Genomic DNA, 15376 nt, shown 5'->3' on the forward strand with positions numbered 1-15376 from the left:
GGGGCGGCTGATCGGATTCGGACTGGGGTGGGACGGAGAGGCATGACCGCACAGACGTTGGGCCGCCGGGCGATGGTGCTCGGCGCGGGGGTACTCCTCATGGGCTCGCTCGGGGTCGGCAGCGCCTCGGCGTGGTCGTACACCGGCGACACGTGCGTGACCGTCGCCAGCACGGGCAACAGCTCCACCTACCTCGGCACGACCAGCAGCACGGACTCCTCGAGCACCCTGAGCACCGACCTGACCGACGCACTGAGCACCGACCTCACCGACGCGCTCAGCACCGACCTCACCGACGCACTGAGCACCGACCTCACCGACGCGCTCAGCACCGGCCTCACGACGACCACCGGCACACCCACCACGACGACGGGTACGCCGACCACGACCACCGGCACGCCCACCACCACGACGGGCACGCCCACCACCACCACCGGCACGCCCACCACGACCACGGGCACGCCGACGACCACCACCGGCGACAGCCTTGCGCCGCTGAGCGTGCCCGGGACGCAGGGCCTCCGTGCGGCGGACCCGACCGACACCACCGGCACGACGACGAGCACGACAAGCGACACCACGGGCACGACGACAGGGACGACGACCAGCACCACCAGCTCGACCACCGGCCAGTCGACCACCAGCGTCACGACCGGCACGGAGCCCCCGACGTACTCGACGGTCTGCTACTACCACCCGTCGACCGGGCACTACTACTACGACTACCGACCGGTCGGCACGATCTACGCGACGCAGGTCCGCCACGTGCCCTCGGGCGGCGTGGACACGGGTAACTGAGCATGACGATCACCGAGGAGAAGAACCGCGAGGAGAAGACCTCCTCCGGCCCGTCGATGACCAACATCTCGATCGCCCTCGTGGTGATCCTGGTGGGGCTCGCCGTGATCGTCGGGATGAACTCGTCGTCCGGGTCCTCGTCGTCGAGCGTGGACTCGCCGGCGCCGCTGGCCGCCGCGACGCCGACCCACGTGTCGGTGCCGTCGATCTCGGCGGACTCGAACCTGGTGGCGACCGGGCTGCAGTCCGACGGCAGCCTCGAGGTGCCGCCGGTGTCCCAGCCGATGCAGGCGTCGTGGTTCAACGGGAGCCCGACGCCCGGCGAGGTCGGGCCGGCCGTGATCCTCGGACACGTCAACGGCGGCGGTCAGCCGGGCATCTTCGCGAACCTGAGCAAGGTCGTCGCCGGGGAGCAGATCCTCGTCGACCGCGCCGACGGTCAGCGTGCGGTGTTCCAGGTGTCGCGGGTCGACACGATCCCGAAGGCGTCGTTCCCGACCGACCAGGTCTACAACGACACGCCCAACTCCCAGCTGCGGCTCATCACCTGCGGCGGGGACTACGACCGCGCCAACCGCAACTACCTGTCGAACGTGATCGTCTACGCCGACCTGGTGGACGTGCAGAAGATCTGATCGGGCCGGCACCGGCGGAACTGAGTAGTTCCGCCGGTGCCGGACCGCCCGTGCGGTCACGACCCTCGACGGTCATGTCCGACACCGATGTCACCGCCACGGACGATCCGTGGCTGTCCCTGCTCCGCGCCCACGCCGCGGTCGTGGCGATCCTGGCCGTCGTCTGGGCCGTGCTCTTCGCGCTCGGGCCGCCGGGCTCCGGCGGCGGCGTCAACTTCGGTGCCGCCTTCGCGTCGATGCCCGTCGAAGCCCTCGGCCAGCCCTGGTCGGCGCTCGGTCGCGCCGCCTTCGACCGGTGGGGGCCGACGCGGTCGTTCGCCCACGACCCCCTGCTCGTGACGCTCTACGAGCTGTCGTTCCTCGGTGGGGCGCCTCTCAACCTCGGCCTGCACGCCCTGCTGTTCCGGTGGCGGCGGGGTCGGTGGCCGTGATCCGTCCCGGTGCTCCTCTCACCCGATCTCATCGGGTGAGAGGAGCAGCGGGAACGATCTCCTGCTAGCGGGCGGCGCGGGCCGCCTCGACCATCGCCCGCAGGGTCGGCTCGACCTCCTCGTAGCCGCGGGTCTTCAGCCCGCAGTCGGGGTTGATCCAGAGACGGTCGTCGGGCACGACGCGCTGGGCCTCGGCGATCAGCGCGGCGATCTCGGAGCGCTCGGGCACGCGCGGCGAGTGGATGTCGTAGACGCCCGGCCCCACGCCGCGGGAGTACCCGACGGCGTCCAGGTCGGCGAGGACCTCCATGCGCGAGCGGGCCGCCTCGATCGTGGTGACGTCGGCGTCGAGGCCGTCGATCGCGTCGATGACGTCGCCGAACTCCGAGTAGCACAGGTGCGTGTGGATCTGCGTCTCCTCGGCGGCCCCGCCCGTGGCGAGGCGGAACGCCCCCACGGCCCAGGCGAGGTACTCCCCCCACGAGGACCGGCGCGGCGGCAGCAGCTCCCGCAGCGCGGCCTCGTCGACCTGGATGATCCCGATCCCGGCGGCCTCCAGGTCGGCGATCTCGTCGCGCAGTGCGAGCGCCACCTGGTCGGCGGTCTGTCCCAGCGGCTGGTCGTCGCGCACGAACGACCAGGCCAGGATCGTCACGGGGCCTGTGAGCATGCCCTTCATCGGCCGGTCGGTCAGCGACTGCGCGTACGTCGCCCACTCGACCGTGATCGGCTCCGGCCGGGAGACGTCGCCGTGCAGGATCGGCGGGCGCACGCAGCGCGAGCCGTACGACTGCACCCAGCCGAGCTCGGTGGTGGCGAAGCCGGGCAGGTCGTCGGCGAAGTACTGCACCATGTCGTTGCGCTCGGGCTCGCCGTGCACGAGCACGTCCAGCCCGATCTCCTCCTGCAGCCGGACCACGCGCTCGATCTCGGCCCGCATGCGGGCGCGGTAGGACGCGTCGTCGAGGCGTCCGTTCGCCCGGTCGGCGCGCGCCGTGCGGACGTCGGGGGTCTGGGGGAACGAGCCGATGGTCGTCGTCGCGAGCGGCGGCAGTCCCAGGCGCTCCTGCTGTGCCTTCGCGCGCACCGCGTACTCCGTGCGGGTGCGGTCGGCCGGCTCGATCGCCGCGACCCGCGTCCGGACCGCGGCATCGCCGCCGTCCGCCGCCCCGCCCGCCGCGTCCGCCACGGCGCGACGCACGCTCTCCTCGGGCTCGTCGCCCCGCAGGGCACGACCGAGCAGGACCACCTCGTCGAGCTTCTGCCGGGCGAACGCGAGGCGCGCGAGGACCGTCGGGTCGAGCGTCGTCTCGACGGCGACGTCGTAGGGCACGTGGAGCAGCGAGCAGGACGTCGACACGGCGATCTCGCCGACCGACCCGAGCAGCGTCGCCGCGCGCGACATCGCCCGCGCGACATCGGCGCGCCAGACGTTGCGGCCGTCGATCAGCCCCGCGACCACGGTCTTCTGCCGCAGGGCGGGCAGCGCGGGCACGCGATCCGCGAGCTGCGGCGCGGTGACCAGGTCGAGCCCGATCCCGTCGACGCGGCTCTCCGCCAGGACGTCCAGCGCCGGGCCGGGGTCGCCGTACGAGGTCGTGACGAGGATCCGCGGGCGATCGGACGTGCCCGCGAGGCGGTCGTAGGCACGGCGCAGCGCCTCGATCTCGCCGTCGTCGCGGTCGTTGACGAACGCCGACTCGTCGAGCTGGACCCACGCGGCGCCGGCGTCGGCGAGCTTCGCGAGAAGCTGTGCGTAGACCTCGACGACGTTGTCGAGACGCGCCAGCGGGGAGAAGCCCTCCGGCGCGCCGTCGGCGGCCTTGGCCAGCAGCAGGTAGGTCACCGGGCCGACCAGGGCGGGGCGCGGCGCCGCCACGCCCGCGGCCGCGGCCTCGCGGACGCGCTCGACCGGCGTCTCGTCGGCCAGGCGCAGCGGCATGTCGGGCCCGATCTCCGGGACGAGGTAGTGGTAGTTGGTGTCGAACCACTTCGTCATCTCGAGCGGCGCGGCCGAGCCGGTGCCCCGCGCCATCGCGAAGTACTCCTCGAGCGCGGTGCCCTCGCGCCGCCCGCGCGGGCGGAACCGCGGCGGGACGGCGTCGATCACGGCGGTCACGTCGAGGACGTGGTCGTAGTAGGAGAACGTCCCGGTGGGCTGGGAGTCGAGCCCGGCCTCGGCGAGCTCGCGGTGGGTCTGCGCCCGCAGGTCCGCGGCGACCTGCTCGAGGTCGGCGGCGGTCCCCGCGCCCTTCCAGTAGGCCTCGAGGGCCTTCTTCAGCTCGCGGCGCGGGCCGATGCGGGGATAGCCCAGGACGGTGGCCCCGATCGGGCCGGACAGGGATGTCGACACTGCTCTCTCTCCTCGTCGAGCGGTGGGGCTCGCGGAGATCGCGCAGGTCGGTCACGGCACACCGGGGCACCTCGTGCCACCGGGATGCGACGGGTCCACCCGCGAGACTCCGCAGCCGCACGCGCCGGCTCTCGGCGCGTGCACCGGTGGCAGGTCTTCGGACTCGCGGGCGTGGCGCCGGAGCGCCTCCTACTGGCCGTCGCTTCCCGGGCCTCGTCGGCCCAGTGCTTGGTGACGGCGGTCGTTCCCACTCACCGCTGCGGGGCAGTCCCGGATTCCCACCGGGTTCCCTGTTGCCACCCGGGCCGCCGCGCAGGCGGACCGGGAACCATCGGCGGCAGGGACCCTAACCCGGCGGCGCCGGGTGTCCGCGTGGTCGTGTGCGCGCGGTCACGTCATGATCGGCGCATGTCCGGCGACACCGACCCGGCCCGGCTCGTGGCCGGGATGGACCCCGTGCTGCACGCCGAACGCCACGTCGTCGTCAGCGTCACGGCGCTCCCGGACGGGCTGGCGCCGGTCGCGACGATCGTCGAGGAGGAGGGCCTGTCGGCGATCGTGGCAGCCGACGACGCCGGTGCCCACGGCCTCGCCGGGGAGTTCCCCTGCGCGTGGATCACCCTGCGGGTGCACTCGGCGCTCGAGGCCGTCGGCTTCCTCGCGGTGGTCACCCGTGCCCTCGCCGACGCGGGGATCGGCACCAACCCCGTCGCGGGCTTCCACCACGACCACCTGTTCGTGCCGTGGGAGCGCCGCGACGACGCGATGGCGGTGCTGCGGGAGCTGGCTCAGACCGGCGGTTCGGGGTCGTACTGGATACCCCGGCGGACCTGACGGGCGCGCTCGACGCCGACGAGGCGCACGACGAGGTGGAACGCCATGTCGATGCCGGCCGAGACGCCGGCGCTCGAGATGACGTCGCCGGCGTCGACGAAGCGGTCGTCGCGCCGGACCTCGATCGTCGGGTCGAGCTGGGCGAGGGTGTCGAGCTGGTCCCGATAGCTGGTCGCGGGCTTCCCCGCGAGCAGTCCGGCCGCGGCGTAGACGAGCGAGCCGGTGCACACGCTGGTCATCAGGGGGACGTCGCGCCGCCACTGCCGGACCCGCTCCAGGTGCTCGGGGTCCACCATCTGCGGTCGCGTCCCCCGGCCGCCGGGGTGCAGGAGCACCTCGAGGGGCCCCACGTCGGCGGCGGAGTGGTCCGGGACGATCGTCATGCCCTTGGCGCAGCGCACCGGGGCGCCGTCGACGGAGAACGTCGTCGCCGCGTAGCCGTCCTCGGGGAAGTTCGCCGTCCACCAGGACAGGACCTCCCACGGACCGACGGCGTCGAGCTCCTCGACGCCGTCGAACAGCAGGATTCCCAGCCTCTTCGCCTCGGGTGCGCTCACGCCTCCAGCATGCCGCGTCACACCCGGCTGAGGAGCCGTGAAAACCGCGCGCCGCGGCGTCAACGACGCGTCAACGCGGGCCTCGCCGGGGCGTCCCGAGCGGAGTCTCGTGGTCGGCGCGCCGCCGAGGGGGCGGCGCCTGGACCGAAGGGGATCCGGTGCTCGACCTCCTCTACGCGGGCGTGGTGATCGCGGGCTTCGCGGTCCTGCTGCTCGCCGTGCGCGGGCTGGACCGGCTGTGAGCGCCGAGGCGCTCGCGAACGTCGTCGGTGGCCTCGTCGCGCTGGGCCTGCTGGTCTACCTGGTCGTCGCGCTGTTCCGTCCGGAGAAGTTCTGATGGCCGGCGTCCTGCAGGTCCTCGTCCTGCTCGTCCTGCTGGCGGCCGCCTGGCGCCCCCTCGGGGACTGGATGGCGCGCGTCTACACCGACGAGCGCGACTGGCCCATCGAGCGCGGCCTCTACCGGCTGGTGCGCGTCGACCCCCGCTCCGAGCAGCGGGCGAGCACCTACGCCGTCGCGATCCTGATGTTCTCGTTCGCGGGGATCGTGCTGCTCTACCTGCTCCAGCGGCTGCAGTCGTTCCTGCCGTTCGCCTTCGGGCGGGGTGCGGTCGACCCCGGGATCGCGTTCAACACCGCGGTCTCGTTCGTGACCAACACGAACTGGCAGTCGTACGTCCCCGAGACGACCATGGGTCACACCGTCCAGATGGTCGGCCTGACCGTGCAGAACTTCGTCTCGGCCGCCGTCGGCATGGCCGTCGCGGTCGCGCTGACCCGCGGCTTCGTGCGCAGCGGCACCGACCGGCTCGGCAACGCCTGGGTCGACATCGTCCGCGGGTGCACCCGCGTCCTGCTGCCGGTCGCGACCGTCGCCGCGGTGGCGCTGGTGGCGACCGGTGTCGTGATGAGCCTGCGCTCGGGTGTGGACGTGATCGGCCCCGACGGACGTCCGTCGACGATCGCCCTCGCCCCGGCAGCGTCCCAGGAGGCGATCAAGGAGCTGGGCACCAACGGCGGCGGCGTCCTCAACGCCAACTCGGCGCACCCGTTCGAGAACCCGAGCCCGGTGTCGAACATCCTCGAGAACTTCCTGCTGCTCGTGATCCCGGTGTCGCTGACGCGGACGTTCGGGCGTCTCGTGGGCTCGACGCGCCAGGGTGTCTCCCTGCTCGCCGTCATGGCGGGCCTGTGGGCGGCGATGCTCGCGGTGATCTGGACCGCCGAGGCCCGCAGCCCGTCGTTCGCCGGGGCGAACCTCGAGGGCAAGGAGGTCCGCTTCGGCATCCCGGCGTCGGCACTCTTCGCGACCTCGACCACGGGGACCTCGACCGGCGCGGTGAACTCGCTGCACGACAGCTTCTCGGCGTTCGGTGGCGGCGGCGCGATGCTCAGCATGCTGTTCTCGGAGATGACGCCCGGCGGGGTCGGGACCGGCCTCTACTCGATCCTGGTCGTCGCGGTCGTCGCGGTGTTCCTCGCCGGGCTGATGGTCGGGCGCACACCCGAGTACCTCGGCAAACGTCTCGGGCGCCGCGAGGTGACCTGTGCGGTGGTCGTGGTGCTGACGATGCCGGCGCTCGTGCTGCTCGGGACCGGGCTCGCGATCGCGCTGCCGTCGACAGCCGACGCGATGACCAACGCCGGGCCGCACGGTCTGAGCGAGGTGCTGTACGCCTACGCCTCGGCCGCCAACAACAACGGCTCGGCGTTCGGCGGACTCACGGTCACGAGCACCTTCTTCCAGACCACGCTGGGCATCGCGATGCTGCTCGGCCGCTTCCTGCCGATCGTCGCCGTCCTCGCCCTCGCCGGCCTCCTCGCCCGCCGGCCGCGCGTCGCACCGTCCTCGGGGACGCTCTCCACCGGCACACCGCTGTTCTCGGTCCTCGTCGCCGGGACGATCGTGCTCGTCGCGGCGATCACCTTCCTCCCCGCCCTCGCCCTGAGCCCCCTCGCGGAGGGACTGGCATGACCGCCGTCCTCGACCGGCCCCGGACCAGCGCCCACCCCGTCGGCGCCGGCGCGTTCCGGCCCGCGCAGCTGCTCGAGTCGCTGCCGACCGCGCTGCGCAAGCTCGACCCGCGCCACCAGGTCCGCAACCCCGTGATGTTCGTCGTCTGGGTCGGGTCGGTCGTCGTCACGGTCGCGGCGGTCGTCGACCCGAGCGTGTTCGCCTGGCTCATCGCGGTCTGGCTGTGGTTCACCGTCGTCTTCGCGAACCTCGCCGAGGCCGTCGCCGAGGGCCGCGGCCGCGCCCAGGCCGACGCGCTGCGGGCGACGCGGACGGACACGACGGCCCGCCGCGAGGACGGGTCGAGCGTCCCCGCCACCGACCTGGCGATCGACGACCGGGTCGTCGTCGAGGCCGGGGAGATCATCCCGGGTGACGGCGAGATCGTCGAGGGCATCGCGACCGTCGACGAGTCGGCGATCACCGGGGAGTCGGCGCCCGTGGTGCGCGAGTCGGGCGGGGACCTGTCCTCGGTCACCGGCGGCACGACGGTGCTCTCCGACCGGATCGTCGTGCGCATCACCGCGAGGCCCGGCGAGTCGTTCGTCGACCGCATGATCGCGCTGGTCGAGGGCGCGCAGCGGCAGAAGACGCCGAACGAGATCGCCCTGACGATCCTGCTCTCGGCGCTGACGATCGTGTTCCTGCTGGCCGTGGTGTCGCTGCAGCCGATGGCGGCGTACTCGGGCGGGCCGCAGTCGCTCGTCGTGCTCGTTGCCCTGCTCGTCTGCCTGATCCCCACCACGATCGGCGCGCTGCTCTCGGCGATCGGGATCGCGGGCATGGACCGGCTGGTGCAACGCAATGTCCTGGCGACGTCCGGTCGCGCGGTCGAGGCGGCGGGCGACGTGTCGACGCTGCTGCTCGACAAGACCGGAACGATCACCTACGGGAACCGGCGAGCCACGGCCCTGCACCCGCTGCCCGGGGTGACCGTCGACGAGCTGGCCCGGGTCGCCCGCGTCGCGAGCCTCGCCGACACCACGCCCGAGGGCCGGTCGATCGTCGCGCTGTGCGCCGACGAGCACGGGCTGCCGGCCGAGGCGAGCGCCCACGAGGCGGCCGCGGAGTTCGTGCCGTTCAGCGCGACCACCCGCATGTCGGGGGTCGACCTCGACGGCCGGGAGCTCCGCAAGGGCGCGACGTCGGCGGTGCTCGCGTGGCTCGGCTCCGAGGTCCCCGACACCGACCGCGCCCGCCTCGAGGAGATCAGCACCGAGATCGCTGAACGCGGCGCCACCCCGCTGGTGGTCGCCTCGTACGTGAGCGGACTTCCGGGCTATGGCACCAAAGTTCGCTCACGTAGGGCACTCGGGGTCGTCGAGCTCTCGGACGTCGTGAAGCCGGGGATCGCGGAGCGGTTCGGCGAGCTGCGGGCGATGGGCATCCGCACCGTCATGATCACGGGCGACAACCCCGTGACCGCGCGGGCCGTCGCCGCGGAGTCCGGCGTCGACGACGTCCTCGCCGAGGCGACGCCGGAGGACAAGCTCGCGCTCATCCGCCGCGAGCAGGCGGGCGGGCGGATGGTCGCCATGACCGGCGACGGCACCAACGACGCGCCCGCCCTCGCGCAGGCCGACGTCGGCGTCGCCATGAACTCGGGGACCGCGGCGGCCAAGGAGGCCGGCAACATGGTCGACCTCGACTCCGACCCCACCAAGCTCATCGGGGTCGTCGAGGTCGGCAAGCAGATGTTGATCACGCGCGGGGCGCTGACCACGTTCTCGCTGGCCAACGACCTCGCGAAGTACTTCGCGATCCTGCCGGCGATGTTCCTGGCGATCTTCCCGCAGCTCGGCGCGCTCAACGTCATGGCGTTGGCGACGCCGCGGTCCGCGATCCTCTCGGCGGTCGTCTTCAACGCGCTCGTGATCGTCGCGCTGATCCCGCTGGCGCTGCGCGGCGTGCGGTTCCGCCCGTCGTCGGCCGACCGGCTGCTGCGCCGCAACCTGCTCGTCTACGGGCTCGGCGGCATCGCCGTGCCCTTCGTCGGCATCGCCGCCATCGACCTCGTCGTCCGGCTCATCCCGGGGATCGGCTGATCATGACCACTGTGCTCGAGCAGGACCGGACCGTCCCCGAGGCCGTGACGGGCTCGCAGCTGCGTCGCCAGCTCGCCGCCGCGGTCCGCGTGCTGCTGGTGCTGACCCTCCTGTTCGGGGTCGTCTACCCCGCCGCCGTCTGGGGCGTCTCCCGCCTCCCGGGCCTGCACGCGAACGCCGAGGGCTCGGTGATGCCGGGGACCGGCGGCTCGAGCCTCATCGGCATCGACCCGGTGCCGGCGGACCCCGCCGCCGATCCGTGGTTCCACCTGCGGCCGAGCGCCTCGGCGCCGGACGACGCGGTCGCCGGCCTCGGGCCGGCCGACGCGACGACCTCGGGCGGCTCGAACCTGGGCCCGTCCTCGGAGGACCTCGCGACAGCTGTCGCGGACCGCCGCGCCGCGATCGCCGCCCGCGAGGGCGTCGACCCGGCCGCCGTCCCGCCCGACGCGCTCACGGCGTCCGCCTCCGGGCTCGACCCCGACATCAGCCCCGCGTACGCCGCGCTCCAGGTCCCCCGCGTCGCCCGCGTCACCGGGGTGGGCGAGGACCGGGTCCGGGCGCTCGTCGCCGACGCCACCGAGGGCCGCGTCCTCGGTGTTCTGGGCGAGCCGCGGGTGGACGTCCCGGAGCTCAACGCCTCCCTCACCACGGTCGTGCCCGGGATCCGGTGAGGCGTTCCGGTGCACGATGAGGACGTGACGGAACGACGGGGTGAGCTGCGCATCCACCTCGGCGCGGCGCCGGGCGTCGGGAAGACCTACGCCGCCCTGAACGAGGCGCACCGGCGCCTCGACCGGGGCACCGACGTCGTCGTCGGGCTGGTGGAGACGCACGGGCGCCCGCGGACCGCGGACCTCCTGGCGGGCCTCGAGGTGCTTCCTCGGGCGGTGTACGAGCACCGCGGCGCCGAGCTCAGCGAGCTCGACGTCGACGCGGTGCTCGCCCGCGCCCCGGAGGTGTGCGTGGTCGACGAGCTGGCCCACTCCTGCGCACCCGGCGCGCGCCACGCCAAGCGCTGGGAGGACGTCGAGGAGCTGCTCGCCGCGGGCATCGACGTGATCTCGACGGTGAACGTGCAGCACCTCGAGTCCTTGGGCGACGTCGTCGAGCGCATCACGGGCGTCCGCCAGCGCGAGACGATCCCGGACGCGGTGGTGCGGGCGGCCGACCAGATCGAGCTGGTCGACATCACCCCCGAGGCCCTGCGGCGACGCATGGCCCACGGCAACGTCTACGCGGCCGAGAAGATCGACGCCTCCTTGGCCAACTACTTCCGCACCGGCAACCTCATCGCGCTGCGCGAGCTGGCCCTGCTCTGGGTCGCCGACCAGGTCGACGTCGCCCTCCAGCGCTACCGCAGCGAGGAGGCCATCTCCGAGGTGTGGGAGGCGCGGGAACGCGTCGTCGTCGCCGTGACGGGTGGCCCCGAGAGCGCCACCGTGATCCGCCGGGCGGCCCGGATCGCCCGGCGCGCCGGGTCCGCCGACCTGCTGTGCGTGCACATCCTGCGCAGCGACGGCCTGGCCACCACCGGCCCGCGGGCCGACGGTCCGGGCCTGCGGCTCCTCGCCGAGGACGTCGGCGCCTCGTTCCACTCCGTGGTGGGCGACGACGTGCCCGCCGCGCTGCTGGAGTTCGCGCGCGCCGCCAACGCCACCCAGCTGGTGCTCGGGACGTCCCGGCGCTCGCGCTGGGCGCGGCTCGTCGACCCGGGGATCGGCGCCCGCACCATCGCCGAGTCCGGCACCATCGACGTGCACCTGGTCAGCCACGCCGAGGCGGCCGGGAGACGAAGCGCAGCGGAGCTCGACCGTGGAGAGGACGCCCCGGGTCGGCGGCGGTGGCCGCTGTCCGCGCGCCGGCACGCGTGGGGCTGGCCCGCGGCGATCCTGCTCCCGGTGCTCGCGACCGTGGTCGGGGTGCTGCTGCGCGAGTCGGTGGACCTGTCCACCGACGTCGTCCTCTTCTTCCTCGCCACGGTGGTCACGGCGATGATCGGCGGTCTGGCGCCGGCCCTGGTGGCGGCCGTCGGGGGCGGCCTGTTGCTCAACGTCTTCCTGACGCCGCCTCTGTACACGCTGACGGTCGCGCAGCCCGAGAACGCCTTCGCGATCGTCGCGATGGTGGTCGTGGCCGTCCTCGTCGCCGCCGTCGTCGACCGGGCCGACCGCCGCGCGGTGCAGGCGACCCAGGCGCGCACCGAGGCGACGCTGCTGACCTCGTTCGCCCGGGTCGTGCTCTCGCGGTCCGACCCCCTGCCCAAGCTGCTCGAGCGGGTGCGCGAGGCCTTCGGGCTCACGGCGGTGGCGCTGCTGGAGCGGCGGGGTGCCGCCTGGGACGTCACGGCCTGCACGGGCGGGACCCCCTGCACGAGGCCCGCCGACGCCGACGCCGACGTCGAGATCGACGAGGGCGTCCACCTCGTCGCCACCGGGCGCTCCCTCACCTCGAGCGAGAGCGCGCTGTTCGCCGCGGTCAGCGGGCAGGCGTTGCTCGCGCTGCGCAATCGGCGCATGGCCGCCGAGGCGACCGACGCCCAGCGCCGGGCCGACGCGGCCGGGCTGCGCACCGCCCTGCTCTCGGCCGTGGGGCACGACCTCCGGACGCCGCTCACGGCGATCAAGGCGGCCGCGGGGAGCCTGCGCGACCCGACGCTGCGCATGTCCACCGGCGACCGCCAGGAACTGCTCGCCACCGTCGAGGAGTCCACCGACCGCCTGACCGGCCTCGTCGACAACCTGCTCGACTCCTCGCGCCTGGCCACGGGTGCCGTGAGCCCGATCGTCGCGCCGGTGGGGCTCGACGAGGTCGTCGCCGCGACCCTCGCGGGCGGCCACGTCGACGCGGCGCGGGTGACCGTCGACGTCGCCGAGGATCTGCCCGACGTCCTCGCCGACACCGGGCTCGCGGAGCGGGTGGTCGCCAACCTGGTCGACAACGCCGTGCGCCACGGCGGCGCGGGACCGGTCGCGATCCGGGCGAGCGCCCACCGCGGCCGCGTGGAGCTGCGCGTCGTCGACACCGGCCCGGGCGTGCCCCGCAAGGAGCGCGACCGGTTGTTCACCCCGTTCCAGCAGCTCGGCGACCGGCGGGCGGCGACCGGCGTCGGGCTCGGCCTGCACGTCGCGCGCGGGTTCACCGAGGCGATGGGCGGCCGGCTGGACGCCGAGGACACCCCGGGCGGCGGGCTGACCATGGTCCTCTCGCTGCCGGCGGCCCCCGCCGGGGCGGAGGAGCACCGCGTCGCGCCCCCGCTGGGCTCGGCGGTGGGGTGAGGCCGTGAGCCGCGTCCTCGTCATCGACGACGACCCGCACCTGCGCCGCACCCTGCGGATCAACCTCACCGCGCACGGCCACCACGTCGTGCTCGCCGCCGACGGGGCCGCCGCCCTGCGCGCCGCCGCCGACCACCCGCCGCCCGACGTCGTCATCCTCGACCTCGGGCTGCCCGACATGCCGGGCCTCGAGGTCCTCGCGGGCCTGCGCGGGTGGACCGCGGTGCCCGTGATCGTGCTGTCGGCGCGCACCGACTCGGCGGACAAGATCGCCGCCCTCGACGCGGGCGCCGACGACTACGTCACCAAGCCCTTCGGCGTCCCCGAGCTGCTCGCCCGCCTGCGCGCCGCGGTCCGGCGGGCGGCGGTGGTCACCCCGGACGGCACGCCGGTCGTCGAGACCGCGAGCTTCACCGTCGACCTCGTCGCGAAGAAGGTGGTGCGCGACGGCGCCGAGGTGCACCTGTCGCCCACCGAGTGGGGCGTGCTCGAGCACCTCGCCCGCCATCCCGGGATGCTCGTCACCCAGCAGCAGATCCTCCGCGAGGTGTGGGGCCCGGCCTACGGCACCGAGGGCCACTACCTGCGCGTCTACCTCGCCCACCTGCGCCGCAAGCTCGAGCCCGACCCGGCGCGGCCGCGCCACCTGGTCACGGAGGCGGGCCGGGGGTACCGGTTCGAGGTGTGAGACGACGCGGAGCGAGAGCTCGAACATCAACTTCTGAGCAGGAACCCGGCCGTGAGCACCAGCAGCACCGCGAGCCCGACGAGGACCGCGGTCAGGCTCACGACGCCCAGGAGGACCCCCACCACCGCCGGCGCGACCACCGCGGCGGTCGCCCCCACGGCGACGACGACCGTCAGCGCCTCGCCGGAGCGGTCCGGGGCGATCTCGGCGGTCCACACCGCGAGGACCGCGGCCCCGCCCATGATCCCGGGCGCGTAGATCGCCGCGGCCACGAGGGCGACGACCCCCGAGCCCGCGCCCGTCCCCAGTACGACCAGCGACGCACCGAGGAAGAGCAGGCAGGCCGCCGCCACCCGGACGGTGCCGAAGCGCGCGCACCAGCCGCCGATCCCCAGCCCGACGAGACCGACGACCCCGACCAGCGCGTAGAGGACAGGCGCCCAGCCCGGCGCGAGGGCGGCGCGACGCAGCATGTCCGCCGCCCAGGTGAAGAAGGTCGTGACGCCGACGTGGAAGGCGATCGAGTACACGACCGGCACCGCGAGCCCGCGGAGCGCGAGACGTCCGGCCCGCCCGACCGGCTCAGGCGGCAGCCGGGGGGTCCAGCGCAGGTTGAGCAGGCCCGTCACGGCGGAGGCGAGCCCGATCGCCACCCACAGCAGGCGCCAGCCGGGGACGCCGATCGCCCACAGTCCGACGACCCCCGACACCACGAGACCCGCGCTGGTCCCGGTGCTGATGATCGCGAGCGTCCGGGGGCGCGCCGGCGCCTCGACGACGACGGCGGCGAGGTCGGAGTACGCCGCCCACACCCAGCCCGCGGCGCTGCCGGCGAGCACCACGCCGACCGCCAGCACGAGCGGCGACCACGCCCCGGCGGCGAGGGCCCCGCCGACCAGCCCGCACGCGCTCCCGACCGTCGTCGGGGCCCGCGGACCGAACCGGCGCCCGAGGACGGGGGCCAGGAGGAGGCCGGCGAGGTAGCCGGCGAACGACCCGGACGCGATCAGCCCGAGGACGGCGTCGTCGAGGCCGGTGGTCGACAGTGACGGGTCGGCGCGCAGCGAGGGCAGGGTCAGGCCGAACGCGTAGCGGCCCATCCCGTAGGCCACGCCCACCACCGCGGCGCCGGCGACGGTGAGGCGGAGAGCCGCGGTGCGCATCGCCCGATCGTGGATCACAGGGCGGCCACAGGTCGACCACACCGACCGGACAGCGCCGGGGCCGAGGCTTCACGTCATGACCGCAGCAACCGATCCCACCCCGACGCCGCGCCCGGCTCGCCAGGCTCCCCCGGCTCAGCCCGACGGCTACACCGTCCACCGCGACGCCGACGCCCCGACGACGCTGTCCGCGGCGCCGGCCCCGGCCGGTCCCGTCGCGACGGCCCGTCGCCAGGTGTCCCTGTGGCTCGCCTCGGTGATCGCGATCGTCGCGTTCCTCGTCGGCCTCGGCGTCTCGATGCTCGTCGGCCAGCTCGGCGGCCCGCCGGACGGCGGCGCCGGCGGCCCCGGAGGGACCCCGCCCGGCGCGTCCACGAGCCAGAGCACCGACACCGGTGCCGCGCAGGGCACCTGATCCCGGCGAGGGGCACCTCCCGCCGCCCGCGACCCCCCTCGGGCCTGCCGGACGTGCCCCTCGCCGACCCGGGCGGCCGATCGGGGTCGGCCGCCCGGTGATTACTGGCTGGTGTCGCTCGCGTGGCGAGCGATACCAGCCAGTAACCCATCCCGGCGAGCCCGGT

At 74.1% G+C, this 15376-nt stretch carries 14 protein-coding genes and 1 riboswitch; of the genes, 11 read left to right on the top strand and 3 right to left on the bottom strand.

Translation table 11 applies throughout. The features are described from left to right. Positions 1-42 precede the first annotated feature (42 nt). The 3 genes from ACR9E3_RS19145 to ACR9E3_RS19155 all read left to right on the top strand — a co-directional run bounded on the left by ACR9E3_RS19145 (position 43) and on the right by ACR9E3_RS19155 (position 1864). Complete coding sequence (locus ACR9E3_RS19145; RefSeq protein WP_460382103.1) at positions 43-798, top strand: hypothetical protein; 756 nt, start codon at positions 43-45, stop codon at positions 796-798. Between the two features lie 2 nt (positions 799-800). Continuing rightward, a complete protein-coding gene (locus tag ACR9E3_RS19150; RefSeq protein ID WP_460382104.1) occupies positions 801-1433 on the top strand; it encodes a class F sortase in 633 nt (210 codons plus the stop codon). Between the two features lie 74 nt (positions 1434-1507). After that, on the top strand, positions 1508-1864 hold the full coding sequence (locus ACR9E3_RS19155; protein WP_460382105.1) for a hypothetical protein: 357 nt from the start codon (positions 1508-1510) through the stop codon (positions 1862-1864). A 64-nt stretch (positions 1865-1928) separates the two neighbouring features. Here ACR9E3_RS19155 and metE read toward each other — a convergent pair whose 3' ends face one another. After that, the gene (metE, locus tag ACR9E3_RS19160; RefSeq protein WP_460382212.1) at positions 1929-4205 is read right to left on the bottom strand and encodes a 5-methyltetrahydropteroyltriglutamate--homocysteine S-methyltransferase; all 2277 of its coding nucleotides are present in this window, start codon (positions 4203-4205) and stop codon (positions 1929-1931) included. Between the two features lie 143 nt (positions 4206-4348). After that, positions 4349-4565: riboswitch (cobalamin riboswitch) on the bottom strand. Positions 4566-4625: 60 nt separating this feature from the next. On the opposite strand from metE, the gene ACR9E3_RS19165 reads away from it, so the two are divergent. Next, complete coding sequence (locus tag ACR9E3_RS19165) at positions 4626-5051, top strand: ACT domain-containing protein (protein ID WP_460382106.1); 426 nt, start codon at positions 4626-4628, stop codon at positions 5049-5051. Here ACR9E3_RS19165 and ACR9E3_RS19170 read toward each other — a convergent pair. Continuing rightward, positions 5006-5608, bottom strand: a complete 603-nt coding sequence (locus tag ACR9E3_RS19170) for a DJ-1/PfpI family protein (RefSeq protein ID WP_460382107.1) — start codon at positions 5606-5608, stop codon at positions 5006-5008. The two genes, ACR9E3_RS19165 and ACR9E3_RS19170, sit on opposite strands and share 46 nt — an antisense overlap. Positions 5609-5846: 238 nt before the next feature. Between ACR9E3_RS19170 and kdpF the strand changes: the two genes are divergently transcribed. The 6 genes from kdpF to ACR9E3_RS19200 are packed head-to-tail and all read left to right on the top strand — an operon-like array spanning position 5847 to position 13632. Next, positions 5847-5945: a K(+)-transporting ATPase subunit F gene (kdpF, locus tag ACR9E3_RS19175; protein ID WP_460382108.1), complete on the top strand. Its 99-nt coding sequence runs from the start codon at positions 5847-5849 to the stop codon at positions 5943-5945. Then, on the top strand, positions 5945-7582 hold the full coding sequence (gene kdpA, locus ACR9E3_RS19180; protein ID WP_460382109.1) for a potassium-transporting ATPase subunit KdpA: 1638 nt from the start codon (positions 5945-5947) through the stop codon (positions 7580-7582). The genes kdpF and kdpA overlap by 1 nt, the downstream gene beginning before the upstream one ends. Further along, positions 7579-9666: a potassium-transporting ATPase subunit KdpB gene (gene kdpB / locus ACR9E3_RS19185; RefSeq protein WP_460382110.1), complete on the top strand. Its 2088-nt coding sequence runs from the start codon at positions 7579-7581 to the stop codon at positions 9664-9666. The genes kdpA and kdpB overlap by 4 nt, the downstream gene beginning before the upstream one ends. Positions 9667-9668: 2 nt before the next feature. After that, complete coding sequence (locus tag ACR9E3_RS19190; protein ID WP_460382111.1) at positions 9669-10340, top strand: potassium-transporting ATPase subunit C; 672 nt, start codon at positions 9669-9671, stop codon at positions 10338-10340. Between the two features lie 24 nt (positions 10341-10364). Beyond that, entirely contained in the window at positions 10365-12944 is a 2580-nt protein-coding gene (locus ACR9E3_RS19195; protein ID WP_460382112.1) for a sensor histidine kinase, read from the top strand. A 4-nt stretch (positions 12945-12948) separates the two neighbouring features. Then, the gene (locus ACR9E3_RS19200; protein WP_460382113.1) at positions 12949-13632 is read left to right on the top strand and encodes a response regulator; all 684 of its coding nucleotides are present in this window, start codon (positions 12949-12951) and stop codon (positions 13630-13632) included. Positions 13633-13658: 26 nt separating this feature from the next. Here the strand turns inward: ACR9E3_RS19200 and ACR9E3_RS19205 are convergent, their stop codons facing one another. After that, entirely contained in the window at positions 13659-14795 is a 1137-nt protein-coding gene (locus ACR9E3_RS19205; RefSeq protein WP_460382114.1) for an MFS transporter, read from the bottom strand. A gap of 76 nt (positions 14796-14871) precedes the next feature. On the opposite strand from ACR9E3_RS19205, the gene ACR9E3_RS19210 reads away from it, so the two are divergent. Then, on the top strand, positions 14872-15210 hold the full coding sequence (locus ACR9E3_RS19210; RefSeq protein ID WP_460382116.1) for a hypothetical protein: 339 nt from the start codon (positions 14872-14874) through the stop codon (positions 15208-15210). The last annotated feature ends 166 nt before the right edge of the window (positions 15211-15376 follow it).

The organism is Actinomycetospora sp. C-140, assembly GCF_054796175.1.